The following is a 24,225-nucleotide window of genomic DNA, read 5'->3' as shown; positions in this document are numbered from 1 at the left end:
TGCACAGGCACCCCGTTTGCGTACGAGAGGAACTCTCATGCTTGCCCGCACCGACCTGCGTGGTCGTACCCCATCCACGGCCGAACTTCGCGCCGCGCTTCCCCGAGGTGGAGTGGATGTGGACGCGGTACTGCATCAGGTTCGCCCGATGGTCGAAGCCGTCCGTGATCGCGGGGCAGAAGCCGCCCTCGAGTTCGGCGAGAAGTTCGACGGCGTTCGTCCGGCTTCGGTTCGTGTACCCGCGGCCGAGCTCGCGCGCGCACTTCGTGAACTCGACCCCGCAGTCAAGGAAGCCCTCGAGGTTGCGATCGAGCGCACCCGCACGGTGCACGCCGACCAGCGTCGCAAGGACACCGTCACCGAGGTCGTTCCGGGTGGCACGGTCACCGAGCGTTGGGTTCCGGTCGAGCGCGTCGGGCTGTACGTGCCCGGCGGCAATGCCGTGTACCCGTCCAGCGTTGTCATGAACGTCGTGCCGGCTCAGACGGCCGGCGTCGGATCACTTGTTGTCGCCTCGCCGCCCCAAGCCGACTTCGGCGGATTGCCGCACCCGACCATCCTTGCCGCAGCAGCCATGCTCGGCGTCGACGAAGTGTGGGCCGTCGGCGGCGGGCAGGGCGTCGCCCTCCTTACCTACGGCGGAACCGACACCGATGGAACCGAGCTTGTCCCGGTCGACCTCATCACCGGTCCCGGCAACATCTACGTCACTGCCGCCAAGCGTCTGTGCCGCGGACTGGTCGGCATCGACGCGGAAGCCGGTCCCACCGAGATCGCGATCCTCGCCGACCACACCGCTGACCCGGTCCACGTTGCCGCCGATCTCATCAGCCAGGCCGAGCACGACGTGATGGCCGCCAGCGTTCTTGTCACGACCAGCGTCGACTTGGCCGACGCGGTCGACAAGGCTCTGGCTGCTCAGCTCGAGATCACCAAGCATCGCGAGCGCGTCACCACGGCACTGACCGGTAGCCAGTCGGGCACGGTGCTCGTTTCTGATGTTTCCGCTGGTCTGCGCGTCGTCAATGCGTATGCGGCAGAGCACCTCGAGATCCAGACCGAGGATGCAACCGGGGTGGCAGCTCAGGTCACCAGCGCTGGTGCCGTGTTCGTCGGCCCGTGGGCGCCGGTCAGTCTCGGCGACTACTGCGCCGGCTCCAACCACGTTCTGCCGACGGCCGGGTGTGCACGCCACTCCTCCGGTCTGAGTGTGCAGACGTTCCTTCGTGGAATCCACGTGATCGACTACTCCGAGTCTGCACTGAAAGACGCTGCCGGACATGTCATCACGCTGGCCAATGCGGAGGATCTGCCGGCTCACGGCGAGGCTGTGCGTCTGCGATTCGAGGCTCTGCGATGAGTAGTGCTCCTGGAGAGTCGATTTCGGTCGACGCCCTGCCGATTCGCGAGAACCTGCGTGGAAAGTCGGCGTACGGCGCACCGCAGTTGACGGTTCCGGTTCAGCTCAACACGAACGAGAACCCGCATCCGCCGACCCAGGCGCTCATCGACGATGTGGCCGAATCCGTGCGCGAAGCCGCGAAGGAACTGCACCGCTACCCCGACCGTGACGCTGTGGCGTTGCGGACGGATCTGGCGGCGTACCTGGCGAAGCAGACAGGTGTACCGGTCACCGTCGACAATCTGTGGGCGGCAAACGGATCGAACGAGATTCTGCAGCAACTTCTTCAGGCGTTCGCAGGTCCGGGACGTAGCGCGATGGGTTTTGTGCCGTCGTACTCGATGCACCCGATCATCGCCGACGGTACCGATACCGAGTGGGTCGAGGTCTTCCGTCGGGACGACTTCGCACTCGACGTGGATGCTGCCGTCACCGTGATCGCGGAACGTCGACCCGACGTCGTGTTCGTGACCAGCCCCAACAACCCGACCGGACACAGCGTCGGCATTGCAGAACTGCGACGCATCCTCGACGTGGCGCCGGGCATCGTGATCGTCGACGAGGCGTACGCGGAGTTCTCCGCTGCCCCCAGCGCGATGACGCTGATCGACGAGTTCCCGGCCAAGCTGGTTGTGACCCGCACCATGAGCAAGGCTTTCGCGTTTGCCGGTGGCCGACTCGGCTACCTCGCCGCCGCTCCCGCGTTCATCGATGCACTGTTATTGGTGCGCTTGCCTTATCACCTCTCGGTGGTCACGCAGGCGGCGGCACGTGCCGCCCTGCGTCACGCCGACGAGACCCTCGGCAGTGTGCACGCCTTGTCCGCCGAGCGCGATCGCGTGTCGAAGGCGCTGGCGGACACCGGTTTCCGAGTGATTCCCAGTGACGCGAACTTCATCTTGTTCGGACAGTTCACCGACAGTGCACAGGCGTGGAAGGAATACCTCGACCGCGGGGTTCTCATCCGCGACATCGGCATCCCCGGATACCTGCGGGCCACCGTGGGACTCGAAGCCGAGAACGACGCGTTCATCAAGGCCAGTGACGAAATCGCAGGCACCCAGCTGGTCGACACGAATTCAGGAGAGACGGCATGAGCGATCGCATCGCGCGGATCGAACGAACAACTCGGGAATCAAGCATCGTCGTCGAACTGAATCTGGACGGGACCGGCATCGTCGACGTCTCCACCGGCGTTCCGTTCTTCGACCACATGCTCAACGCCCTGGGTACGCACGCCAGCTTCGATCTCGACGTCAAGGCGAAGGGTGACGTCGAGATCGACGCTCACCACACCGTCGAGGACACCGCGATCGTTTTCGGCCAGGCGCTCGGCCAGGCTCTCGGCGACAAGAAGGGCATCCGTCGTTTCGGCGACGCTTTCATCCCGATGGACGAAACGCTGGCGCACGCGTCGGTCGACGTCTCCGGTCGCCCGTACTGCGTGCACACCGGTGAGCCCGACTACATGGTGCATTCCGTCATCGGCGGGTACCCGGGCGTTCCGTATCACGCGGTGATCAACCGCCACGTGTTCGAGTCGATCGCATTGAATGCACGTATCGCACTGCACGTTCGGGTTCTGTACGGCCGCGATCAGCATCACATCACCGAAGCCGAGTACAAGGCCGTTGCGCGCGCTCTGCGTGAGGCGGTCGAGCCGGATCCGCGCGTGAGTGGCGTGCCGTCGACGAAGGGCACACTGTGAGCGTCCTCTTCACCTATCTGCTGTTCATCGGCGCGGGTATTGCCGTGGGCGGCGCCTACTCGATGTTCAAGGTCAACAAGCTTGCGTCGGGAATCCTTCTGGCATTGGCGGTTCTGGCGGCGGTAGCGGGCGCACTGCGTCTGTGACGCGAAAAGTGACTGTGTCTGAGACGCAAGATCCTGCTCCATCGCCGGGGTTGCTTCGCACTCCGGGCATGATCGGTGTCCTGATCATGGCGGCAGCAGCTTTCGGTGGCTGGTCGTTGCTGTTGCCGGTGGTGCCGTTGCTGGTTGCGCAGTCCGGCGGATCGGATGCGCTTGCCGGATCGGTGACCGGTGTCTTCATGGCGGCCACGGTCTTGACGCAACTGCTCGTGCCTCGGTTGTTGCGGACGCAGGGCTACCGGCGCGTGCTGGCGGTCGGGTGTCTGCTCCTCGGCCCACCGTCGTTGGTGCTGTTGATCTCGGCCGACGCCGGTCCTGTCCTGGCGGTTTCCGCGGTGCGTGGTATCGGTTTCGGCATGCTGACGGTGGCCGGCAGTGCACTGGTGGCGGAGTTGGCGCCCAAACGAATTCTGGGCCGTGCCACCGGTGCTCAGGGAATCGCGATCGCAGCGTCACAAATGGCGGGGCTTCCGCTGGGGCTTGCGATCATGGAACGGTGGTCGGCGACACCGGTGTTCGTCCTCGGTGCGCTGATCCCGGCGCTCGCGCTGGTGGCCATTGCCGGGTTGCCGAAGATCTTCGCCCAGCCGACCGGGGAATCCGTTCGACTGAGTGTGTTCGCCGTCTTGGTTCCGGTGCTCGCTCTGGCGTGTGTGTCCGCCTCGTTCGGCGGATTGTCGTCTCTACTGCCGATCGCAATCTCGGAGCGTGCGGCCGTTGCTGGAGTGGTGTTGGCGACCGCCAGTGGGTCGATGTTGGTCGGCCGGTACTCGGCGGGCCTGATCGCCGATCGTCTCGGCAGTGGTCGGACACTCGCGCCGGCATTGGCGTCGTCGACCATCGGATTGGTGCTGTTCGCGATCAACGTCGACGGCGGGTCGACGCCGGTCTTGTTCTGCGCGGCGGTCCTTTTCGGGCTGGGGTTCGGGGCGGTGCAGAACGAGTCCTTGGTCATGGCGTTTCAGGCTGCCGGCCCGAGGCAACTCGGATCCGCCAGCGCGATCTGGAACATCGGCTACGACGCCGGCACCGGAATCGGTGCACTGGCGTTGGGATTCGTGGCCACGACTGCCGGCTACGCATGGGTGTTCGCGGTCTCCGCGGTAGTTGTCGCGCTCCTCCCGGCACTGGCCGCGGGCGGCAAAGTGATCGGCAGCAGGGTTGCCCGATAGAGTTGGGGCATGAGCGCTTCCACGATTGCTGTACTCGATTACGGCTCCGGCAACCTGCATTCGGCTACTCGCGCACTGGCGCGCACCGGGGCGCAGGTGGAGGTGACCAACGACCTGAAGGTTGCACTGGCGGCCGACGGTCTCGTGGTGCCCGGCGTCGGCGCGTTCGCGGCCTGCATGGAAGGTCTGCGTGCAGTGCAGGGTGACCGAATCATCGGCAGACGCCTGGCCGGTGGCCGACCGGTGCTGGGCATCTGCGTCGGCATGCAGATTTTGTTCGACCGGGGAGTCGAATTCGGTGTCGAGGCGGAGGGCTGTGGCGAATGGCCCGGCACCGTGGAGAGGCTGCAAGCAGAGGTCCTGCCGCACATGGGCTGGAACACCGTGGAGGCTCCGGAGTCCAGCACCCTGTTCAAGGGCATAGACGCCGATACCCGCTTCTACTTCGTCCACTCCTACGGTGTGCAGAGTTGGGAGCTCGCGCCGTCCGAGCACATTGCACCCCCGAAGCTGACATGGGCCGATCACGGCGGAAAGTTCCTCGCTGCCGTCGAGAACGGTGCGTTGTCGGCAACGCAGTTCCACCCCGAGAAATCCGGTGACGCGGGCGCCGAGCTGCTGAGCAACTGGGTGCAGAGTTTGTGACCGGGGGATCCGGACCGAACCGCGGTGACGATTTCTCCCTCGCCCGTCTGGCGTTGTTCTCGCTCGGCGCCGCTGTGGCTGCGCTGGCGGTCGCAACTGTCGTCATCGTTGTTCTCAAACCATCGCCGGGCGTCGGCCTCGTGATCGGTCTCGTGGGGGTCGCCGCTGCGATTGCGGCAATGGGCGTCGTATCCAAGCGGATGACCCGAAAAGCGTTCGGTGACCCGGAAGACGGTTCGAGGTCCTGACCTACTAGGGTTACCGCACGTGAGCCTGGTCCTTTTGCCTGCTGTAGATGTCGTCAACGGTGAAGCTGTTCGCCTCGTGCAAGGAGAGGCGGGAAGTGAGACCGGTTACGGGTCGCCCCGCGACGCTGCTCTTGCGTGGCAGAACGACGGTGCCGAATGGGTGCATCTTGTCGACCTCGACGCTGCTTTCGGGCGTGGGTCCAACAGTGAACTGTTGGCCGGCGTCATCGGCGACCTGACGGTCAAGGTGGAACTGTCCGGTGGAATCCGCGACGACGCTTCCCTGGAAGCCGCACTGGCCACCGGCTGTGCTCGCGTGAATCTCGGTACTGCCGCTATCGAGGATCCCGAGTGGTGTGCGCGTGCATTGGCCAAGTACGGCGACAAGATCGCTGTCGGCCTCGATGTTCGTCTCGTCGACGGTCAGTACCGCACCCGTGGTCGCGGCTGGGTCACCGACGGCGGCGATCTGTGGGAGACCCTCGCGCGTCTGGACCGTGACGGCTGCACTCGTTACGTCGTCACCGACGTCTCCAAGGACGGCACACTCACCGGTCCCAATCTCGAACTTCTCAGCCAGGTCTGCGCGGTCACCGACGCGCACGTCGTCGCCTCCGGTGGTGTGTCGACCATCGAGGATCTACTCGCCATTTCCAGCCTGGTTGATCAGGGTGTCGAGGGCGCGATCGTGGGCAAGGCATTGTATGCCGGTCGCTTCACTCTCCCCGAAGCACTGGCAGCAGTTTCCGGATAGATTTTCCAGATGACTCCGACGCGTGACCTCGACGAACTTCTCGCGATTGCGGGTCGGCTTCTCGACGGCGTCCACGATCAGTTCGTCTCCGGTGTCGGCGCCCCGAGTGCGGTCCGCAAGGGCTGGGGTGATTTTGCCACCGAGGTCGATCTTGCGCTCGAGAAGCGGTTGACCGCGGAGTTGTTCGAGCAGACCGGCATCGAGGTGCACGGCGAGGAATTCGGCGGTCCCGACGTCGGTTCCGGGCTCGTCTGGGTTCTCGACCCCGTTGACGGTACTTTCAACTACTCGGCCGGATTGCCCACTGCCGGAACGTTGTTGGCGCTTCTCGACGACGGTGTCCCGGTGCTCGGATTGACCTGGCTTCCATTGATCGGTCACACGTACGCGACTCGCGCCGGCGGTCCGTTGTTGGTCAATGGAATCGCCGTACCGCCGCTGGAGCCAACCGATCTGGCGTCGTCGATCGTCGGCTTGGGTGCGCTCAACGTCAACAGTCGAGGGCGGATCCCCGGCAGTTTCCGTCTCGACCTCCTCGCCGAGATCAGCAAGGTGTCCTCGCGGATCCGGATACACGGTTCAACCGGAGTCGATCTGGCCTTCACCGCGGCCGGCATCCTGGGCGGTGCGATCGTCTACGGCCGCAACGCGTGGGACAACGCGGCCGGGGTCGCGCTCGTTCGCGGTGCGGGCGGGGTGGTCACCGACCTGGCCGGCCGCCCGTGGACCGTAGAATCGGAGTCGGTGCTCGCTGCCGCTCCGGGCATCCACGGTGAGATTCTCGATATCCTCAACGCGCTCGGTGATCCGCGCGCTTCGTCCTCAGGAGGACCACAGTCATGACCCTCGCAGTTCGTGTGATTCCGTGCCTCGACGTCGACGCCGGGCGAGTGGTCAAGGGTGTCAATTTCGAGAATCTTCGCGACGCCGGAGATCCGGTGGAACTCGCGGCAGCGTACGACGCTCAGGGCGCCGACGAACTGACCTTCCTGGACGTGACCGCCTCCACGTCGGATCGCGGCACGATGCTCGACGTCGTAAGTCGCACTGCCGAGCAGGTTTTCATTCCTCTGACCGTCGGCGGTGGAGTGCGCACGGTCGCGGATGTCGATCGTCTGCTGCGTGCCGGTGCCGACAAGGTCAGCGTCAACACCGCGGCGATTGCGCGCCCGGAACTGCTGAAGGAACTGAGTGAGCGTTTCGGCTCGCAGTGCATCGTCCTCTCGGTCGATGCCCGCACCGTTCCCCAGGGGCAGCCGGACACACCGTCGGGGTGGGAGGTCACGACGCACGGGGGCAAGCGCGGCACCGGGATCGACGCTGTCGAGTGGGCCGAGCGTGGTGCAGAGTTGGGAGTGGGGGAGATCCTGCTCAACTCGATGGATGCCGACGGCACCAAAGCGGGCTTCGACCTTCTGATGATCCGCGCTGTCCGGGCGGCAGTCCACGTACCGGTGATCGCCAGTGGCGGTGCCGGCCTGGTCGAGCACTTTGCCCCTGCAGTCGAAGCGGGCGCAGACGCAGTTCTCGCAGCAAGTGTCTTCCACTTCGGCGATCTGAGCATCCCGGAGGTCAAGGATGCGATGCGTGCCGAGGGAATCGTCGTTCGCTAGGCGTTCTCGGCGCGGATTCCGTCGAACATGAGGCGGCTGATGGCTTGGTTCAACGCCGTGCAGTCGACGGACGAACCGGCTCGCAATCCTTGAATCGCACTTGCCAGCATCATGCCGTTGACGGCGTGGGCAGTGTTGTCGACATCGAGGTCGGCGCGTAGATAGCCGCATTCGACTCCGTGGTGCAGGTACGCCGCGGTCAACGATGCCGACTGGTCGAGTAGATCGAGCATCCGGCCAGTGAGATCGGCGTCGACGCCTGTCGTCTCGAAGAGCAGAACCCGCGGAATGCGCGGGTCGTCGAAGAAGATGCGGGGGAGCGCTTCGGCGATGCGACCGACCTGGGCGCGGTACTCGTCCAATGTATTTGCTGCGTCAGGGGCATTTTCGACGGCGAGTGCGCTGATGATCTTTGCGATCAGATCGTCGATGACGTGGTCGATGATGTCGCGCTTGTTCTCGAAGTACCGGTAGAAGGTCCCGTGACCGATTCCGAGAGTTGTTGCGATATCGGCAATTCCGGTCGCGTGGTAGCCGCGTTCCGCGAAGCACTCGAATGATGCGTCGATGATCTCGCGGCGCAATTCCGCCTTTTTTCGTTCCGCTCTGGTCATGGCCTTCGTCACATCAGGAATGATACCGTTCTCAATAACGGAATGACGTGTCAGTTTCTGATGTGCAGTTTTTCTGATGTGCAGTTCACGAGAGGGATTCTCCGATGGCAGTGCAGTACGACGCAGTTGTGGTGGGGGCGGGCTTCGGCGGAATGGGTGCGGCCATTCAACTCAAGCGGCTGGGCCTGAACAACCTGGCGATCCTCGAGCGCGAGGACGATCTGGGTGGAACCTGGCACGTCAACCGCTATCCCGGTCTGGCTGTCGACATCGCGTCGGTCACCTACTCGTATTCGTTCGAGCCCAATCCGAACTGGTCCAGGCTTTTCGCACCGGGCGCGGAACTGAAGAAGTACGCCGATCACGTCGCGGACAAGTACGATCTGCGGAAGCACATGACGTTCGGTGCCGTGGTCAACGGAGCCCGCTGGGACGAGGATTCCTCGCACTGGGTCGTATCCGTCGAAGGCGCGCCGGACATCACTGCCAAGTACCTCCTGACTGCGACGGGTTTCCTCTCGCAACCGCATCGGCCCGACATCTCCGGTATCGACGACTTCGCCGGCAAGATCATCCACACCACGGCCTGGGACGATTCCTACGATCTGTCCGGCACCAAGACCGCAATCATCGGAACCGGCGCCACCGCTGTGCAGTTGATCCCCGAGGTGGCGCGGCAGGCCGCAGAGTTGACCGTCTACCAACGCACCCCGATCTGGGTGGTTCCCAAGATCGACGTCTCCATTCCGAATGCAGTGCAGAAGCTGTTCTCGCGTATTCCGCTCACCCAGCGAATCGCCCGCGCTGTCAGTTCGTCGATCCTAGAAATGATCATGGTCAGCGCGGTCCTTCACTACAAGCAGGTCAAACTGTTGAACAAGGGTGCGGCGGCCGCATCACGTGCGTTTCTGCGGTCCCAGGTCAGCGACGCCAGCCTTCGCAAACAACTCACACCGGACTACGACTTCGGGTGCAAGCGTCCCACATTTTCCAACAACTACTTCCGTACGTTCACCAAGGACAACGTGCATCTCGAAACGACGCCGATCGACCACATCGCTGCCGACGGAATCGTCACCGCCGACGGTCGCAAGACCGAGATCGACACCTTGGTGCTGGCAACGGGATTCAACCTCTGGGATGTGAACTTTCCAGCCATCGAGGTTATCGGTCGCGAGGGACGAAACCTCGGTAAGTGGTGGCGCGACAACCGTTTCCAGGCCTACGAAGGGGTCGCGGTTCCGTATTTCCCCAATTTCCTCACGCTCGCCAGTCCGTACTCGTACAGCGGGTTGTCCTACTTCACGACGATCGAATCCCAGATGCAGCACATGGATCGACTGTTCGGCGAGGTGAAACGGCGCGGCGCGGAAACATTCGAGGTCACCGAAACTGCCAACGCCGAGTTCCTCGACCGGATGACCGAGAACCTGGCGGACTCCGTCTTCTACGGCGGTAGTTGCCAGACTGCACGAAGCTATTACTTCAATCAGCACGGCGAGGCTGCGATTCTGCGGCCCACGTCTACACGGAATGCGTTCGTCGAAGCGAAACGCTTTCCGCTCGAGGACTATTCGATCATCTAGGCGGGCTTGTCCCGCGTTCGGCTATCTTGCCGAGCTGACTCCGGTCGGAACCGATATCACGGGATAACGGTTCTGCCGGTTCAGTCGGGAAGTGACCGAGATGTGCATCAGTCGGCTCACCGCGGAGGCAGCGCCTTTTCGCGGAGATCCGATCACGATGGTAAATGCGTCGTATTTGTCCGCGGTTGCGAGAATGACACCGGCCGGGTCTCCATAGGTGCAGTCGTACGTCCAGGTGTCGGCGTGCGAGGCAAGTGCCGAGGTTGTCTGCTCGCGTTGCGACACCATCTCGTCGTGCAGACGCGTTTCGAATTCTGGTGAGTCGGTTTCGACAGGTAGGTCCTCGGACGTGATGCAGTGAACGACGTGGAGGGCTGAATCCTCCTTGGCGGCAAGCGTCAGTGCGTAGCTGAGTACATTCTTGCTGGTAGCACCTGGGCCGATGCCGAGAACGACGTGGCGGGTTCGGACGCGATCGGTACTCAGGTTCGCGAGATGGCAGATGTACTCCGGGTGCGGACCGTCATGACGTTGATGGTTCACGTCGGATCTTCTTCCAGAGCGAGAGAAGCGAAGGAACTTCCATTCTAGGGCGGCCGTGCAGGGGAATTCCACGGAAGTCACAGGTGGAAGGTATAAACGTCATATGAGTCTTGATCCCGCAATCGCGGCGAAGCTGAAGCGAAACGACGCCGGACTGTTCAGCGCGGTTGCGCAGGAGAAGTCGACCGGTGATGTGCTGATGGTCGCGTGGATGGACGACGAAGCGCTCGCGCGAACACTGGAAACCCGTAAGGGGACGTACTATTCGCGCTCGCGGCAGCAGTACTGGGTCAAGGGAGAGACCTCCGGGCACACCCAGTACGTGCACGAGGTGCGCCTCGACTGTGACGGCGATTCCGTCTTGCTGATCGTCGATCAGGAGGGCGCCGCGTGCCACACCGGCACTCACACGTGTTTCGACACCGACGTCCTGCTCGCTGCTGAGCAGTGACGCGAGATGGCCACTGACAAGACTCCACAACCGCTCGATTACTCGTTCACCGCTCCCATCGAGAAAGACGGTGCGTTCGCAACGTTCTTGACCGTGCCCGGCTCGGCGGAACTTCTGGGAACCAGACGCGCTGTGAAGGTGCTCGGAACCCTCGATGGTGAGCATCCCTTCGAGGCGACGCTGATGCCCTCCGGCGACGGACCGCACTGGCTTCCGCTGCGCGTGGCGCTGTGCAAGGCGATCGGCAAGAGCGCCGCTGGAGAAGAGGTAGCGGTACATCTACAGCAGCGCCTGAGCTGAAGTTTTCCCGAACCAAGGAGCGCCGTCGTGCAATTCTGTTCGACTTCGCACACGCCGCGGACGTGGCGCCGGATCGGTGGGCCGAGTACGGTCCAGGTGCCCTCGGTGTCGGGTGGGACATGGGACTGCTCGGGTTGGCTCGACACGTGGAACTGGGGATCGCGACGCCACTCGAGACACCCGAGTGGTCGGCGAGCGACGAGGCCAAGGCATTCATCGCGGGAAGCAGTGAACTGTGGGCCGAAGCTGCGATCGCATCGGGCGACGACCCGGATGCGGCTGCAGCCGCCGCTGCTCGCACGACCGCTGCATACACCGGGTAGATCACCTCTACGAGGACTAACATCGGATTAGTCTGGTTGTTGCGGGACTTCCGCGCCACGAGCGGAGACGACGATGGTGTATCGGCTCATCGAAGTAGTAACGGTGTTCGTTCACTTCGGGTTTGTTCTCTATGTGGTGCTGGGTGGATTCGTGGCGTGGAAGTGGCGTCGTACCATCGGTTTCCACCTACTTGCAGTCGTCTGGGGAGCCGGTTCGATAGCGGTCGGATATGACTGCCCGCTGACCAATCTCGAGAACTGGGCCCGCCGGATGGCCGGGATCGCGGAGTTGCCGTCCACCGGATTCATCTCGCACTACATCACCGGCGTGTTCTATCCGGCGAGTATCGAAGGCCTTGTACAGGCGCTCGCGGCGACAGTGGTTGTCGGATCCTGGGTAGGATACGTGCTGCTCGGACGGCATGCGAAGGGTGAGGTCAAAGCCCCTTCAGCGACCTGATTCCGTACAAACGATCCCAGCCGTTTCCGAATGGAAACGACTGGGAGGTGCTACCAGGATTTACGCGCGAGTCAGGGCTACCACCGGGATTGTGCGGATCCCAGCGGTCTTCTCCGCGTATTCGGCAAATCCCGGGTATCGACTGGCCTGCTCGTCGTAGATGCGGTCACGCTTCTCGCCGGTTACTTCGCTGACGGAGACCGGGTATGTTTCGGTGCCGATCTCGACCTCTGCCTGGTCGGTGGCAACGAGGTTGTAGTACCAGTCGGGATTGGTCGGGGCACCGGCCTTGGATGCAAAAACGTAGATGGTCTTCGGATCCTGCTCGTCTGCCAGATACATCATGGGACTCACGAAATCGCGTCCGGATTTGCGTCCTGTGTGGTGGACCAACACCATGGGCGCACCTTCGAAGGGGCCACCTACCTTGCCCTCGTTCTCCCGAAATTCCGCAATGATTCCTGCGTTCCAATCGTCGGTACTCATCGTTGTCTCCCGGTCTGCGAGTGGCGAAGGGCTCTGCCGCCAAGCTTTGCACAACTGGTGAATCGACGAGAGGTCATCTTCGGCGTCCAGCATGATCTACTATCTACGTATGAACGCAGATAGTGGTGTTTGTCGCCGTAAGCTTCCCGATGATCAGGTCGACCTCGTCGTCGAGGTGTTCCGCATGCTGGCCGACGCAACCCGTGTGCAGGTTTTGTGGGCATTGGTAGACCGCGAGTGCTCGGTGAACGAACTGGCGGAACGCGTCGGCAAGCCGGCGCCCTCGGTGTCGCAGCACCTGGCGAAATTGCGCATGGCAAGGTTGGTACGAACGCGCCGCGATGGTACGACGGTGTTCTATCGCCTGGAGAACGACCATGTGCGCCAACTGGTTACGGATGCGGTCTTCAATGCGGAGCATGCCGGACCCGGATTGCCGGGGCATCACCGTAGTGAAGGTGAGCTTCGGGAGATACACCCGGAGCGCTCGGCGAACGTCGATCGGACCGATCAAGAAGAAGGTGCGTCATGACGCACGAACCCAAGACGTCCCACGGCCACGGCCACCGCCATGTCCACGGGCCGAAGGGATTTCGATCGGCAGTCCGCGAAGTGTTCTCGCCGCACAGTCACGACGCTGCCGACAGTGTCGACGACGCATTGGAATCGAGCGCAATCGGCATCCGGGCGGTCAAGATCAGTCTTGTCGCGCTCGGAGTCACTGCAGTTGCTCAGGTTGCGATCGTGGCGATCTCGGGTTCGGTGGCGCTGCTGGCGGACACCATTCACAACTTCTCCGACGCGCTCACGGCAGTCCCACTCTGGATTGCCTTCGCGCTCGGTCGGCGCGCTGCGACCAGGCGCTATACCTATGGTTTCGGGCGTGCGGAGGATTTGGCCGGACTGTTCGTGCTCGCCATGATCGCACTGTCGGCAGTGATCGCCGGTGTCGAGGCGGTGAGGCGATTGATCAACCCGGTCGAGATCGAGCACCTCGGTTGGGTAGCGGCGGCAGGTTTGATCGGTTTCATCGGAAACGAATTGGTGGCGTTGTATCGGATCAGGGTCGGCAGGCAAATCGGTTCAGCGGCCCTGGTGGCCGATGGATTGCATGCTCGGACCGACGGATTCACTTCGCTCGCAGTCCTTCTGGGGGCGGGGGGAGTTGCGCTGGGTTTCCCGTTGGCAGATCCGATCATCGGCCTTGTCATCACCGTTGCCATCGTGGCGGTGCTCAGGACTGCAGCGCGAGACGTCTTCCGGAGGTTGATGGACGGCGTCGAACCTGAGTTGGTGGACGACGCAGAGCATGCATTGATGCACGTACCTGGAGTCCTCGGTGTTCGTGATCTGAAGATGCGGTGGATCGGACACCGACTGCATGCCGATGCAGAACTCGACATCGATCCCCGGGCAACACTTGCCGAAGCTCATGCGATTGCACACAGCGCCGAGCATTCGCTCACTCACGCGGTGCCCAAACTCGCTACTGCCTTGGTGCATGCGTACCCGGCGCATGACGCGGCCAACTCCGAAGTCTGATACCGGCCGCCTTCCCGGTGATCTGTGCTTGATGTCAAGCGCAGGCGGCTTCCCAGGCGAAACCGTCTGGGTCTGTGAAGGTTCCAGACGCGCCGGCAACGGTCAGACGGTGTGATCCGGTGCCTTCCGGAGCAACCCCGGCATCCTTTGCCAAAGCGCGGCGACCATACAGTGCGAGTGTCACATTGTTTGCTGCACTGGTGAATTCGACGTACTTGCGACCGAAGCTCTTGGACACCTCGAGTCCGCGGTCGAGGTAGAACTGCTTGCTGGCCTTGACGTCTTCGGCGCCGAGCAGCAGCACGAGGCTGTCGATCGTGCGGGTGGCCGGCCCGTCGTTCTTCTTCGACGACGTGGCGATCTTCCAGATCGAACCGTCTGGAGCCTGGACGACTCCGCCGTATCCCCAGAGGGATTTCTTGACAGGCTTCAAGGCGGTGGCACCGGCTGCGAGTGCTGCGCCGACGAAGGCGTCGACGATGTTCGGTTGGGAGACGACGAGCGAAAGGGTGTACCCACGAAACCCTGTTGTCGGTTCGTTCGATTCGCGTAGCTGGATTCGATCTCCGACGCCGAGAGCGTTGTAGAAGGCTTCGGCTGCCGCGAGGTCGGGAACGTCGAGTATCACGGATTTCGCGGTGGTCATCTGGGCGCTCCCTGCTGATGTGTGGATTGGCGACGTGTGGTCGGAAGTGGACTTCTGTGGTGTGTTCATGTGTTTCAACGTAATTGCGGGTCTCGTGGCTGTGCTTCTCGATTTCTGATCGGTTTGCTGAGACTGCTTGCAAGGTGCAGCACTCACGCAGGCCTTAGGTGGGCGATTTGTCGTGAATATCCTGTTCAGCCGATGTTTTCTCGATAGGCTGGTGAGCGCTGATCGGACGTACCTCACGCCACCATGGAACGGGGAAACCAGTGATCGCACTGCGAGGAAAGTCGTTAGCCGCAGCAGTAGTGGTGTCCATGACTATGGCGTTGGCCGCGTGTACCTCCGGTGAATCGGCGCCCGAGGTGGGCGGCAATTACGGCTCGGACGGAACCGCCGTCGACTACCGGGAGCCGGTGAAACTGAGTAGCCGAGATGGTGTTCTCGAGGTGCGCTTGTCCGCTCATCAGGGAGTGATTCCGCTCGATACCGCTTCGGCGCCCGTGTCGAATTTTCTGCTCTTCGGGTACGAGGTCATCCGCGGTACGGCGTCGGACGGATCGACCTCGGCGAGTGACGTCTATCCGGCGCCGACGCTCCGCGTCAATCCCGGAGAGCGATTGATCATTCATTACGACAACGATTTGCAGGATCTCACGATCCAGGACTTCTACGATCCGGCATTCACACCGGCGGGCGGGGACGTGCCGATCTATCCGCCGGCGCTGACGTCGGCTCCGCTGAATCTGCACACGCACGGAGTGCACGTGAGTCCGGACGGCAATGCGGACAACGTGTTGCTCAACATTCCCGCCGGCCAGGGAAACGTGTACGACTACGCGATTCCGGGGACGATGCCGAACGGTCTGTACTGGTATCACAGTCACCGGCACACCCTCACCGCCCAGCAGACGTACATGGGCCTGGCCGGGCTACTGGAAATCGGCCGGCCGGACGGCAATCTGCCTGTCGTGACGGCAAACGACGTTCCGATTCGCGATATGGCACTGCAGTACAACTTCGTATTCGACCGAAAAGGAAAGGGCCGACAGCTCAACGACGCGAACTGGCCCCAATTCGTCAGTACGTTGACGCCACCCGCCGGTACGGAACTAGCCGACGGGACGTACCGTCCGAGCCTTGCTCCGGTGAATTTCTCGGACACCACCGAGGGCGCGCAGTATTTCACCAACTGGTATACCGGACCGTTGTCCCCGGCCAATCATCGTGGACAGAATCAATTCGTTCCAGGCAATCTGCAGAGCTTCGTGGGTGAATCGACGACTGTACCGGCCGATCCCTCACTGCCGGACAACCAACGCGATGTGCAGTACACCGTGAACGGTCAGTTCCAGCCGTCGCTGAAACTGAAGCCGGGGCAGACCGAGATCTGGGTGCTTGCCAACATCAGCGACTTTGCCTACATGCCGGTCACGTTGACGGAAACCGCAACCGGCGCCCATCCGAAGTTCGCCATCGTAGGGCAGGACGGAAACCCGTTCGACGAGGTCAGGCCACCCGTGGATGGGGACGGAACCAGGCTGGTGATTCCGCCGGCCTCGCGATACGCAATCGCAGTGACGATGCCGGAGTCCGGCGATCTGGTGCTGGAGATGCCACCGCTCGAAGGTGCAAAGCCGGTGAGCAATCCAGGCATTCTCTACACCAACAACGGTACCGACAATCCGCCCGCCGAACTCGGAACCGTCACCGTCGACCCGTCGGTGATCAGTTACGCGGACGGATTCTTCACGTTCCCGACTCAGCAGTTGATCCGTGCGACGCCAGACGAGGGCGAAGGAAAGACGACTCCCTTCGAGTTCGGACAGAAGCTCGATACCTACACCTCGTTCGTGGATACCGCAGCGATGACGCCCGACGTGACCCGCAACCTCACAGTGTCCGGTGGGTTCGGAAACGAGAAGGCCAGCAACAGTGATCCGAAGGCCTTCACCTACGAATTCGCCGACAACACGTTCCCCAACATTCCGCTGATTCAACCGCGACTGAATTCCGTTGAGGAATGGAAGATCACGAACCTCAACAACGACGAACACCCGATGCATATTCACGTCAACGACTTCCAGGTAACGGAAGTTGTGGATCCCGTCGCAGGTACCACGACAGGGGTTCAGCCATGGGGAATCGACAACGTGAACGTGCCCGCTCCGGTGACTGACGAGAATGAGAATGCTCTCGAGCCTGCGTCAGTGACGTTGCGAACGAAGTTCACCGAGTACACCGGAACCTTTGTGATTCACTGCCACCGACTCAATCACGAGGACAACGGTTTGATGGCGACTGTCAACGTGATTCCCGAGGTATCGACATATGCCGTCGCGATACCTGGTTCGGCCGGCGTGCCCGCCAAGGTGCAGATATTCGATGCCAACGGCGACAAACTGATCACTGCTGTGACGCCCTTCCCGTCGTTCGAAGGCACCCCGAGTGTTGCGATGGCGGACGTGAACGGAGACATGGTGCTTGATCTGGTCGCTGGAACAGGTGCAGGCTCGGCTCCGGAAGTGGTGGCGTACAACGCAGTCGGCGGCGTGCCGTTCACCGACGAGTTGGCAAGATTTGCCCCCTTCGATGTGGGTTTTCGTGGCGGAGTGAACATCGGCGGCGTCGATATCGACGGAAACGCACTGGCGGACAACATCATCGTTGCCTCGGGCCCAGGGATGGAGTCGCAGGTCAAGATTTACTCCACCGACCTTCCGGCGGACAAGAGGTCCGCACCCGCAGAATTCGGTTCGTTCTCGCCGTACCCGGGATCGAGTAGCGGAGTCACGTTCGCAACCGGAATGGTTGACAGTCACTCCGGTCGAGCGAGCATCGTGACCGCACCGGGTGCGGGCGAGGAGCCGTTTATCAAGACGTTCCGCTACGACCTGTACGAACCGACGGCGGCTGCGCAGGGCGGCTCCGATGAACACGCAGGTCATACGGCTGGTCCTGTAATGACGTCGCAGTTCTTGGCATTCGATCAGGGCTACCGCGACGGGGTGTCTCTGTCGACGGGTTGGGTGGCCGGCGCCGAGGGCGGCGCAAAGTCGATAGTGGCAGGCATGCTCGGAGGAGAAGGATCAATCCGCGTCTTCTCGAGTGGATCCAGGCTCGACGGTGCACCCGAGATGTACCTCGAGAGTCCAGATCACCATTCGACGGACGTGGCATTTCGGGAGGTTGCAGCTTTCGACCCGTTCACCGCTCCAGAGTCGGGTGTGGGAGTGGCCACGACGAGCACGACTACCGGCGCGGATCTCCTCGTCAGCGGCAGCAACGGAACGGGTGCCGAAGTTCGGAAATTCACTCTCGGTCGTGCCGATCCGTCTGCGACCACATTGACACCGACGCTTGTGGGAACGCTGCCGCCCTATCCCGTCGGCGGGGGAGTTCTGCCGCTCGGCGGCCGATGATCCGGTTTTGAGAGTTGCTGAAAGTAGTTTCATATCAACGTGTCTCGAGCCTTCCTGTTCTCGAAGTTGTCCGTTTTGTCTCTGGTTATCGAAAGTGTGTTCGATTAAACTTTCGGTATGGACAGTCGGGATGCGCGGCAACTGGATGGTGAGGGCCTCAAGAGTGAGGTTCTCGATCTGGTGCGCGCCCGACACGAGTTGCAATCGCGGATGGTGTTGCTGATCGTGGAAATGTTTTCCCGTGACGTTTTCGGTGGGAAGGGTTTTCGGGCGATCGCGCAGTGGTTGCATGGTTCGACGAATCTGGAGATCGGTGAGTGCAGTCTGCTGGTCGGGTTGGCGCGGTTGTTGATGCTCGAACCTGTTGTCGCGGATGCGTTTCATCGCGGGGATGTTGATGCGTTGAAGGCGCGGCAGGTGGCGTCGTTTTGTCAGCATCCGCCGAAGAACATGACCCTGGCGGATGTGGACAAGGCTCGCGGGATTCTGTTGGGTTTGGCGTCGAAGAACATCGCCGATTGTGATGCGGTTCGGGCAGCGATTCGGCGGATCGAGAAGCAGTACGGCAGGCGTGAGGACGGCGTTCCGGTGGGTGAGGATTCGGAGCGTAACGAGTTCTACGCGTCGAAGGGTTTGTACGGGCGGGTGTCGGTGAAGGGTGATCTGGATGCGGTGAACGGGGCCCGGTTGATCACGTTGTTGTCGAGTCTGTCTGCGCCGACGCCGGAGAAGGACGGCGTGAAGGACACGCGTACTCCGGCGCTACGGCGTGCGGATGGGTTTTGTGAGTTGTTGCGCCGGTACGAGCGGGCGGGGTTGGGTCCGGTCGAGGGCGGGGTGAAACCGCACATCACGGTGACTGCGTCGGCGAAAGACATGACGGACCTCAAAGCCTTGAAGGATATGTTGCCGTCGACTCAGGAACTGGGTTTCGCGTGGACGGATTGGGTGGGCCCGATCAGTATCGATACCGCGCGGATGTTGGCGTGCGACTGCACGGTCACCCGGATTTTGTTGGATGAGAGTGGTGTTCCGCTCGACTGCGGTAAGGAAGCGAGAACGGCGACGGTTCCGCAGCGGCGGGCGTTGGCGGTTCGTGATGGTGGGTGTGCGTTTCCGGGGTGCGGGACTCCGTCGGGGTGGTGCGATGCTCATCATATTGTTCACTGGGGTGATGGTGGCCCAACGGATCTCGATAATCTGATTCTGTTGTGTGGTCATCATCATCGGACGCTGCATCACACGGAGTGGCGGGTGGAGATCGGTCCGGATCGGAAATCGGTGTTCTATCCACCGATGTCGATCGATCCGTTCCAGCAGCCGATCGGCGGGAACAGCCCACCAACGGCCGCGTGAACGGACATAACTGAAAATGCCAGCGTATGCACCGGGGAAGAATCATGCCCCGTTACATGCGCTGGCTTTTCGTGTTCCGGAGAGTTCAGGGCAGCGACCAGAACTGAGTAGTCACGAGGTAGAAGACGACAACCCAGAACAAGGTCACAGCGGCGACGATTGCCACCCCTTGTGCGTTGGTTTTTGCGACAGGAATCCCCGGAGGCGGACGCAGCCAACGGCGCAGGAGTCGATTCACGTAGTACGGCATCGTGAAGAAACTCATGATGAAGCTCGACAGCAGATTGCCGATCAACAATCCGAGCCAGAGTGGCAGCTTCAGCGGTGACAGCGCCAAAGTAAGCAAGACGACAGTCGGGTAGAGACCGACCCAGACCGCGATCGAGGTTTTTGTCTCCGAAGGTGGAGGGGCCTCGTTTCCGTTCTCGTCGAAGGCAAACCAACTGCCGAACGAATTGTCCACGGTTCGCAGTTCGAAGTCGTGAAACTTGCGGCCCTCGGCGAGGAGTTGTTGTCGCTCAGGGGAAGTCAGCCACGTATCGAGGTGGGCAGCATTGTCGAAGCGATACAGCAGGGTCCATTCATCCTGCACACCGTCGACGGGGCGAAACAGTTCGGTGCCGCGGAATCCGTCGAAAGCACTCTCCACCTCCCGAAGGCGATCCTGCCAGGCAAGGAACTCGTCGATGCTGTCGTCACCGACTCGGTGCGTCACTACGACGGTCAGCAGTGGGTCCGGAGGCCTGATCCCACCGCTCACTACCTGCTGCGTGGCCGGGCCGTCGAAGTACTGACGCCCGCTGTCGAGGTAGTTCTGCCTCGTCGCGCTGTTGATCCACGCTTGAACATGAGCGATGGAGTCGAAGCGGTACACGATCACCCAATCGGGTTGGGTGGGCGTCGGAGCCGCGATTTCTGCCCCGAGGAAGCCCGCGTAATCTGCGGCGGCTCGGTTGAGATCTTTCTGCCAGACCTCGAATTCTTTCTCCAGTCCGGCACGCACCCGCTGGCCGATGATGACCGTCGCGGCGCTGTCCGCCGACGTGTTCGCGGTCATCGGTTCAGGCCTGAGTAGATGCGTTCCGGGGTGAGCGGTAGTGACCGGAATCGTGACCCGGTTGCATCCTGCAGTGCGTTCGCCAATGCAGGGGCAACCGGATTGATGCAGCACTCCGCCATGCCCTTGGAGCGGAGTGGGCCGACGGAGTCTGATGACTCGACGAGGATCACCTCCGTGCGTGGGATATCTGCATATGTCGGGATCCGGTAGTTACGTAGATTCGGGTTCATCATCGCGCCGTTTGCGTCTACGTGGAAGTTCTCGGTGAGTGCGAAGCCGATGCCCTGGGCGACGCCACCTTCGATCTGTCCCCGCACCTGCGCCGGATTGATGATCACCCCAGCGTCGGTGGCTTGGACGCTGTAGAGAATGCGGATCTCGCCGGTGATGCGATGGACGGCAATCCGGAAGCCATGAGTGTTGGACACCACGCTGCGCGGAGATCCGTATGCCTTCCGCGCCTCGGTGAATCGGATCCCGCGCGGGCGTGCGGCCTCGAGTATCTCTTGCAGTGTTAATCGAGTACTACCGCAGACGATCTTGTCGTCGTCCATCGAGCACTGGTCAATCGACACGCCGGTGTGGTGCGCGGCGAAGGCAAGTAGGCGATCGCGGAGCGCATTCGACGCGCGAAGTACCGCGTTCCCAGCGACAAACAGGCCGGCGCTGGCGAAAGCGCCTGTATCGAAACCGGTTCGGTCGGTGTCCGACTGAATGATTCGTACACGTGACGGTGTTGTGCCCAGCTGATTCGCGGCGATCTGCACGTGAGCGGTAGAAGTACCCTCACCGAATTCGACTGTGCCGATGGCAAGTTCGTATACACAGTCTTCGTCGAGGGTGAGCCAAGCCTCGGAAATGTGCTCGGTGGGTGGCGCGGTCTCGTGTAGTGAACTGGCAGTGCCGGTGCCGATCAGCCAATCGTCTCCGAGCGAGGGAACCGGTTGGCGCTTCAACGCGGCGTCGATCAGATCTATGCATTGCCCCAGTCCGTCTTCGGTGAAGATCACGTCGTCTGGGCCGTCTTCGAGTGCGACGAGCGAATCGCCCGGTCGGACGATATTGCGTCGACGCAGTTCGAGCGGATCCATGTCCAGCGCGATGGCCAATTCGGTCATGGCCGATTCCACGGCAAAGGCCGGTTGCGTCATCCCGTACCCACGTAGAGCGCCGCTCGGAACATTGTTGGTGTACACGGAATACGCATCGAACTTCTTGTTGGCGCAGCGGTAGAGCGATACTGCCGCGCCGCCGGCAAAGAGTGTCTCTCCACCGTGGTTTCCGTACGCACCGGTGTTCGAGATGTTTCGGTACTGAAAGGCTGTGAGGGTTCCGTCCGACTTGGCACCGAGCTTGATCGTGAGCTTCATCGGATGACGCGGCGACGCGGTGGTGAACTCTTCTTCTCGGGTGAACTCGAGGCAGACGGGACGACCGGTGTCGAGGGTGGCGAGCGCCACCAGATCCTCGCTGATCACTTCCTGTTTTCCTCCGAACCCGCCGCCCACGCGTTTGCAGAACACGCGTAGCTGATCCGGGCGGAGGTCGAAGAGATGGGCGAGTTTGACCTTGGCGATGGAGGGGGACTGCGAACTTGTGCGAACGTGAAGGCGTCCGTCTTCCATCCAGGAGATCGAACCGTGCGTCTCGAGGTGCGCGTGCTGAACCCGCGGCGAGAAGTAGGTGCCTTCGTGGATGACGTCGGCCTCGGCGAACTCGGCCTCGACGTCGCCCACATGACCGTGAAGTTCGAGCAGGATGTTGTGCTCTGGATCTCGAACAAAGGGATCGTCGGATCCGTGCAGGGCTGGAGCGCCGTCGGCCATGGCCTCTTCCGGATCGAACACAAAAGGCAGGATCTCGTAATCGACCTTCACCTTCCGACGGCCTTCTTCCGCAGCGACGACGGAGTCGGCGAGGACGGCCACTACACGCTGACCCACGAACCGCACGACGTTGTCGAGAATGTAGGTGTCGTCCGGATCGACAAGGTGGTCGGTATGTATTGCCGTGGTGAAGAGCTTGCGCGGCACGTCTTTCCAGGTGTAGACGCGATGGACACCGGGGACGGCGAGCGCCTCGGTGGTGTCGATGGAGGTGATGCGTGCATGTGCGTGCGGCGAGTGCAGCACTTTCAGGTGCAGCATGCCGTCGATGGCGGTGTCCATAGTGTATTCGGCTCGGCCGGTCACCACGTCGGTGGCCGCCGGCGCCCCGACGCTGGTTCCGACGGCCTGTCCCGGGAGGGCAACTTCGATAGCACCGACACCGTTGACCGCGTCTTCGATGGATCGGTAACCGGTGCAGCGGCACAGGTTTCCCTTGAGCGCTCGCGGCAAGTCTTCTTTCTGCGCGTCGGTGAGCGCCGCCGAGGTCATGATCATCCCGGCGGTGCAGAACCCACACTGAAAGCCGGGTGCATCCCGGAACTGCTGCTGAATCGGATGGAGATCTTCGGGCGTGCCGAGTCCCTCGATCGTGGTTACCGCGCGACCGTCGGCGCGAAAGGCGGGCGTGATGCAGCTGTGTATCGGTGTTCCGTCGAGCCACACTGTGCACGCCCCGCAGTCCCCGCCGTCGCACCCCTTCTTCACCCCGTGGTGTCCGAGGTGCCGAAGAAACGTCCGGAGACACTGTCCCGGGAACGGCTCCTCGTGGAACTGCCGGTCGTTCACCGTGTAGCTCATGACTGGCTCCCCGTGAGTTCGTTTCGGAGCTCGTCGGCGTAGTGGCGGGCGAGGTGGAGGCGGTGGTCTGGGGTTCCGTTGGGATCGTCGAACCAAATGTCGGCCGAAATGGAGTCGACGGCTCGTCGCAGAGAGTGCTCGTCCGGCATGGTGTCGAACGTCAGCCGGATCGGATGGGTGGTGCCGGCGGTGATGGTGAGGTGAAAGTCGTCGGCGCCAGGAGTCTGCGTCGCGATCATGAAGATCGTCGAACGGCCGAGGTGCGTGAGACTGAAGCGGCGGTGGGCGTGCCGTTTGGTGAGTGCGTGCACCGGGAACTCGATGCTCCGAAGGACTTCGCCCGGCTCCAGGACATTCTGGTGGTCACCGGTCACGAAGTCGCACGCGTCGACGGTCCTCACTGTTCCGTCGGTAGCCCATAGTGTGAACGAAGCCTCGAGTGCAACTGCCAGGGTGATCATCGGTCCGGCCGGAAGCGACATACAGATGTTGCCGCCTACGGTGGCCGAATTCCACACCTTGAAAGACGAGAGGAAGTACTCGCAGCTGACGCGAATAAGTGGACTCGCACGCCAATTGTCCGGCGGGACAAACGCATACAGTTCGGCAACGGTGCACGTAGCTCCGACACCGAAATGAGTCGGGCCGACCTCCAGTGGTGTCCAACCGAGCGCGGTGAGGTCGACCAGTCGACGCGTGTCGGGTTGTTCTGCTGAGAACAGCCACGTTCCTCCCGCGAGCCAGGCGTCGCCGGGACGCCACACGTCCCCTGGGCGATCCGGTGGTCGGCGTATCACGTCGGTAATGGTGGTGATGTCCATGCGCCTGCTCCCCTCGGGGGATGTGTCTTCTCGGAGTGGGACATTACCGAGGTGACGAGACGCATTCACACTTTTAGTACATATCGGGCACGCGAAACATGAGCGATACGTACGTGACATCGACTGGTGGGGCGGTGCATGCGCTTGCCGATTCTGGGTACGACTGCTTGAGAGGCGCGATCAGCCTCTTGCTTTCGCGCTGTTGATTCGGACGCGGCTACG

At 62.0% G+C, this 24,225-nt stretch carries 26 protein-coding genes; 19 read left to right on the top strand and 7 right to left on the bottom strand.

Annotated features, from left to right (window positions below; all coding sequences use genetic code 11):
- Positions 1-37: 37 nt before the first annotated feature.
- The 10 genes from hisD (at position 38) to hisF (ending at position 7,706) form a co-directional block, all read left to right on the top strand.
- Positions 38-1,360, top strand: coding sequence for a histidinol dehydrogenase (hisD, locus tag V3587_RS18830; protein ID WP_283377174.1), 1,323 nt, complete (start codon positions 38-40; stop codon positions 1,358-1,360).
- The gene (locus tag V3587_RS18825; protein WP_042449556.1) at positions 1,357-2,499 is read left to right on the top strand and encodes a histidinol-phosphate transaminase; all 1,143 of its coding nucleotides are present in this window, start codon (positions 1,357-1,359) and stop codon (positions 2,497-2,499) included. Before hisD ends, V3587_RS18825 begins: the two co-directional genes overlap by 4 nt.
- On the top strand, positions 2,496-3,110 hold the full coding sequence (hisB, locus tag V3587_RS18820) for an imidazoleglycerol-phosphate dehydratase HisB (protein WP_003942383.1): 615 nt from the start codon (positions 2,496-2,498) through the stop codon (positions 3,108-3,110). Before V3587_RS18825 ends, hisB begins: the two co-directional genes overlap by 4 nt.
- Entirely contained in the window at positions 3,107-3,256 is a 150-nt protein-coding gene (locus V3587_RS18815; protein WP_007732248.1) for a hypothetical protein, read from the top strand. The genes hisB and V3587_RS18815 overlap by 4 nt, the downstream gene beginning before the upstream one ends.
- 68 nt (positions 3,257-3,324) lie before the next feature.
- A complete protein-coding gene (locus V3587_RS18810) occupies positions 3,325-4,446 on the top strand; it encodes an MFS transporter (RefSeq protein WP_042923080.1) in 1,122 nt (373 codons plus the stop codon).
- Positions 4,447-4,455: 9 nt separating this feature from the next.
- Entirely contained in the window at positions 4,456-5,091 is a 636-nt protein-coding gene (gene hisH, locus V3587_RS18805) for an imidazole glycerol phosphate synthase subunit HisH (RefSeq protein WP_283377173.1), read from the top strand.
- Positions 5,088-5,339, top strand: coding sequence for a hypothetical protein (locus V3587_RS18800; RefSeq protein ID WP_050655347.1), 252 nt, complete (start codon positions 5,088-5,090; stop codon positions 5,337-5,339). Before hisH ends, V3587_RS18800 begins: the two co-directional genes overlap by 4 nt.
- Positions 5,340-5,358: 19 nt before the next feature.
- Positions 5,359-6,093, top strand: a complete 735-nt coding sequence (priA, locus tag V3587_RS18795) for a bifunctional 1-(5-phosphoribosyl)-5-((5-phosphoribosylamino)methylideneamino)imidazole-4-carboxamide isomerase/phosphoribosylanthranilate isomerase PriA (RefSeq protein WP_003942371.1) — start codon at positions 5,359-5,361, stop codon at positions 6,091-6,093.
- A 9-nt stretch (positions 6,094-6,102) separates the two neighbouring features.
- Positions 6,103-6,936, top strand: a complete 834-nt coding sequence (locus tag V3587_RS18790; protein WP_003942414.1) for an inositol monophosphatase family protein — start codon at positions 6,103-6,105, stop codon at positions 6,934-6,936.
- Positions 6,933-7,706 carry an imidazole glycerol phosphate synthase subunit HisF gene (gene hisF / locus V3587_RS18785; protein ID WP_003942380.1) on the top strand — a complete coding sequence of 258 codons (774 nt, stop codon included), beginning with the start codon at positions 6,933-6,935 and terminating at the stop codon, positions 7,704-7,706. The genes V3587_RS18790 and hisF overlap by 4 nt, the downstream gene beginning before the upstream one ends.
- On the opposite strand, the gene V3587_RS18780 is transcribed toward hisF, so the two are convergent.
- On the bottom strand, positions 7,703-8,320 hold the full coding sequence (locus tag V3587_RS18780) for a TetR/AcrR family transcriptional regulator (protein ID WP_174519500.1): 618 nt from the start codon (positions 8,318-8,320) through the stop codon (positions 7,703-7,705). The two genes, hisF and V3587_RS18780, sit on opposite strands and share 4 nt — an antisense overlap.
- 104 nt (positions 8,321-8,424) lie before the next feature.
- On the opposite strand from V3587_RS18780, the gene V3587_RS18775 reads away from it, so the two are divergent.
- The gene (locus tag V3587_RS18775; protein ID WP_058226986.1) at positions 8,425-9,906 is read left to right on the top strand and encodes a flavin-containing monooxygenase; all 1,482 of its coding nucleotides are present in this window, start codon (positions 8,425-8,427) and stop codon (positions 9,904-9,906) included.
- Between the two features lie 21 nt (positions 9,907-9,927).
- Here V3587_RS18775 and V3587_RS18770 read toward each other — a convergent pair whose 3' ends face one another.
- Positions 9,928-10,449, bottom strand: a complete 522-nt coding sequence (locus V3587_RS18770) for a universal stress protein (protein WP_030537062.1) — start codon at positions 10,447-10,449, stop codon at positions 9,928-9,930.
- A gap of 103 nt (positions 10,450-10,552) precedes the next feature.
- On the opposite strand from V3587_RS18770, the gene hisI reads away from it, so the two are divergent.
- The 4 genes from hisI to V3587_RS18750 all read left to right on the top strand — a co-directional run bounded on the left by hisI (position 10,553) and on the right by V3587_RS18750 (position 11,983).
- On the top strand, positions 10,553-10,900 hold the full coding sequence (gene hisI, locus V3587_RS18765; RefSeq protein ID WP_003942390.1) for a phosphoribosyl-AMP cyclohydrolase: 348 nt from the start codon (positions 10,553-10,555) through the stop codon (positions 10,898-10,900).
- 6 nt (positions 10,901-10,906) lie between these two features.
- Complete coding sequence (locus tag V3587_RS18760) at positions 10,907-11,200, top strand: DUF1905 domain-containing protein (protein ID WP_042449548.1); 294 nt, start codon at positions 10,907-10,909, stop codon at positions 11,198-11,200.
- Positions 11,201-11,262: 62 nt separating this feature from the next.
- Positions 11,263-11,523, top strand: coding sequence for a hypothetical protein (locus V3587_RS18755; protein WP_228401036.1), 261 nt, complete (start codon positions 11,263-11,265; stop codon positions 11,521-11,523).
- A 73-nt stretch (positions 11,524-11,596) separates the two neighbouring features.
- Positions 11,597-11,983 carry a DUF2784 domain-containing protein gene (locus V3587_RS18750; protein ID WP_042449546.1) on the top strand — a complete coding sequence of 129 codons (387 nt, stop codon included), beginning with the start codon at positions 11,597-11,599 and terminating at the stop codon, positions 11,981-11,983.
- A 60-nt stretch (positions 11,984-12,043) separates the two neighbouring features.
- Here V3587_RS18750 and V3587_RS18745 read toward each other — a convergent pair whose 3' ends face one another.
- Positions 12,044-12,469: a nitroreductase/quinone reductase family protein gene (locus tag V3587_RS18745; protein WP_029255500.1), complete on the bottom strand. Its 426-nt coding sequence runs from the start codon at positions 12,467-12,469 to the stop codon at positions 12,044-12,046.
- A gap of 109 nt (positions 12,470-12,578) precedes the next feature.
- Between V3587_RS18745 and V3587_RS18740 the strand changes: the two genes are divergently transcribed.
- Together V3587_RS18740 and V3587_RS18735 are read left to right on the top strand one after the other, a co-directional pair.
- Positions 12,579-13,001 (top strand): ArsR/SmtB family transcription factor, encoded by a 423-nt coding sequence (locus V3587_RS18740; protein WP_003942406.1) that lies wholly within the window; start codon positions 12,579-12,581, stop codon positions 12,999-13,001.
- Entirely contained in the window at positions 12,998-14,011 is a 1,014-nt protein-coding gene (locus V3587_RS18735) for a cation diffusion facilitator family transporter (RefSeq protein ID WP_161120601.1), read from the top strand. Before V3587_RS18740 ends, V3587_RS18735 begins: the two co-directional genes overlap by 4 nt.
- A gap of 34 nt (positions 14,012-14,045) precedes the next feature.
- On the opposite strand, the gene V3587_RS18730 is transcribed toward V3587_RS18735, so the two are convergent.
- Entirely contained in the window at positions 14,046-14,657 is a 612-nt protein-coding gene (locus V3587_RS18730) for a glyoxalase (RefSeq protein ID WP_161120600.1), read from the bottom strand.
- A gap of 317 nt (positions 14,658-14,974) precedes the next feature.
- On the opposite strand from V3587_RS18730, the gene V3587_RS18725 reads away from it, so the two are divergent.
- Both V3587_RS18725 and V3587_RS18720 read left to right on the top strand, forming a co-directional pair.
- Positions 14,975-18,079 carry a multicopper oxidase family protein gene (locus V3587_RS18725; RefSeq protein WP_202426744.1) on the top strand — a complete coding sequence of 1,035 codons (3,105 nt, stop codon included), beginning with the start codon at positions 14,975-14,977 and terminating at the stop codon, positions 18,077-18,079.
- Between the two features lie 117 nt (positions 18,080-18,196).
- Positions 18,197-19,435 carry an HNH endonuclease signature motif containing protein gene (locus V3587_RS18720; RefSeq protein WP_283377172.1) on the top strand — a complete coding sequence of 413 codons (1,239 nt, stop codon included), beginning with the start codon at positions 18,197-18,199 and terminating at the stop codon, positions 19,433-19,435.
- 85 nt (positions 19,436-19,520) lie between these two features.
- Here the strand turns inward: V3587_RS18720 and V3587_RS18715 are convergent, their stop codons facing one another.
- From V3587_RS18715 to V3587_RS18705, 3 genes are read right to left on the bottom strand one after another with little or no spacing between them, the layout of a single operon-like run.
- Entirely contained in the window at positions 19,521-20,492 is a 972-nt protein-coding gene (locus tag V3587_RS18715; RefSeq protein ID WP_116056599.1) for an antibiotic biosynthesis monooxygenase, read from the bottom strand.
- Entirely contained in the window at positions 20,489-23,182 is a 2,694-nt protein-coding gene (locus V3587_RS18710) for a molybdopterin-dependent oxidoreductase (RefSeq protein ID WP_283377171.1), read from the bottom strand. The genes V3587_RS18715 and V3587_RS18710 overlap by 4 nt, the downstream gene beginning before the upstream one ends.
- Entirely contained in the window at positions 23,179-24,003 is an 825-nt protein-coding gene (locus tag V3587_RS18705; protein WP_007733027.1) for an FAD binding domain-containing protein, read from the bottom strand. Before V3587_RS18705 ends, V3587_RS18710 begins: the two co-directional genes overlap by 4 nt.
- Positions 24,004-24,225 lie beyond the last annotated feature (222 nt).

It is taken from the genome of Rhodococcus sp. IEGM 1306 (genome assembly GCF_036541985.1).
Taxonomy (GTDB): domain Bacteria; phylum Actinomycetota; class Actinomycetes; order Mycobacteriales; family Mycobacteriaceae; genus Rhodococcus_F; species Rhodococcus_F qingshengii.
The sequence above is the reverse complement of the archived record's forward strand: the minus strand, read 5'-3'. Positions and strand labels throughout refer to the sequence as shown.

Bases quoted from the DNA above. Each gene is read 5' to 3' on its own strand.
- hisD (WP_283377174.1), top strand. From the start codon at position 38: ATGCTTGCCCGCACCGACCTGCGTGGTCGTACCCCATCCACGGCCGAA.
- V3587_RS18825 (WP_042449556.1), top strand. From the start codon at position 1,357: ATGAGTAGTGCTCCTGGAGAGTCGATTTCGGTCGACGCCCTGCCGATT.
- hisB (WP_003942383.1), top strand. From the start codon at position 2,496: ATGAGCGATCGCATCGCGCGGATCGAACGAACAACTCGGGAATCAAGC.
- V3587_RS18810 (WP_042923080.1), top strand. From the start codon at position 3,325: ATGATCGGTGTCCTGATCATGGCGGCAGCAGCTTTCGGTGGCTGGTCG.
- hisH (WP_283377173.1), top strand. From the start codon at position 4,456: ATGAGCGCTTCCACGATTGCTGTACTCGATTACGGCTCCGGCAACCTG.
- V3587_RS18790 (WP_003942414.1), top strand. From the start codon at position 6,103: ATGACTCCGACGCGTGACCTCGACGAACTTCTCGCGATTGCGGGTCGG.
- hisF (WP_003942380.1), top strand. From the start codon at position 6,933: ATGACCCTCGCAGTTCGTGTGATTCCGTGCCTCGACGTCGACGCCGGG.
- V3587_RS18780 (WP_174519500.1), bottom strand. From the start codon at position 8,320: ATGACCAGAGCGGAACGAAAAAAGGCGGAATTGCGCCGCGAGATCATC.
- V3587_RS18775 (WP_058226986.1), top strand. From the start codon at position 8,425: ATGGCAGTGCAGTACGACGCAGTTGTGGTGGGGGCGGGCTTCGGCGGA.
- hisI (WP_003942390.1), top strand. From the start codon at position 10,553: ATGAGTCTTGATCCCGCAATCGCGGCGAAGCTGAAGCGAAACGACGCC.
- V3587_RS18760 (WP_042449548.1), top strand. From the start codon at position 10,907: ATGGCCACTGACAAGACTCCACAACCGCTCGATTACTCGTTCACCGCT.
- V3587_RS18750 (WP_042449546.1), top strand. From the start codon at position 11,597: ATGGTGTATCGGCTCATCGAAGTAGTAACGGTGTTCGTTCACTTCGGG.
- V3587_RS18745 (WP_029255500.1), bottom strand. From the start codon at position 12,469: ATGAGTACCGACGATTGGAACGCAGGAATCATTGCGGAATTTCGGGAG.
- V3587_RS18740 (WP_003942406.1), top strand. From the start codon at position 12,579: ATGAACGCAGATAGTGGTGTTTGTCGCCGTAAGCTTCCCGATGATCAG.
- V3587_RS18735 (WP_161120601.1), top strand. From the start codon at position 12,998: ATGACGCACGAACCCAAGACGTCCCACGGCCACGGCCACCGCCATGTC.
- V3587_RS18730 (WP_161120600.1), bottom strand. From the start codon at position 14,657: ATGACCACCGCGAAATCCGTGATACTCGACGTTCCCGACCTCGCGGCA.
- V3587_RS18725 (WP_202426744.1), top strand. From the start codon at position 14,975: ATGACTATGGCGTTGGCCGCGTGTACCTCCGGTGAATCGGCGCCCGAG.
- V3587_RS18720 (WP_283377172.1), top strand. From the start codon at position 18,197: ATGGACAGTCGGGATGCGCGGCAACTGGATGGTGAGGGCCTCAAGAGT.
- V3587_RS18715 (WP_116056599.1), bottom strand. From the start codon at position 20,492: ATGACCGCGAACACGTCGGCGGACAGCGCCGCGACGGTCATCATCGGC.
- V3587_RS18710 (WP_283377171.1), bottom strand. From the start codon at position 23,182: ATGAGCTACACGGTGAACGACCGGCAGTTCCACGAGGAGCCGTTCCCG.
- V3587_RS18705 (WP_007733027.1), bottom strand. From the start codon at position 24,003: ATGGACATCACCACCATTACCGACGTGATACGCCGACCACCGGATCGC.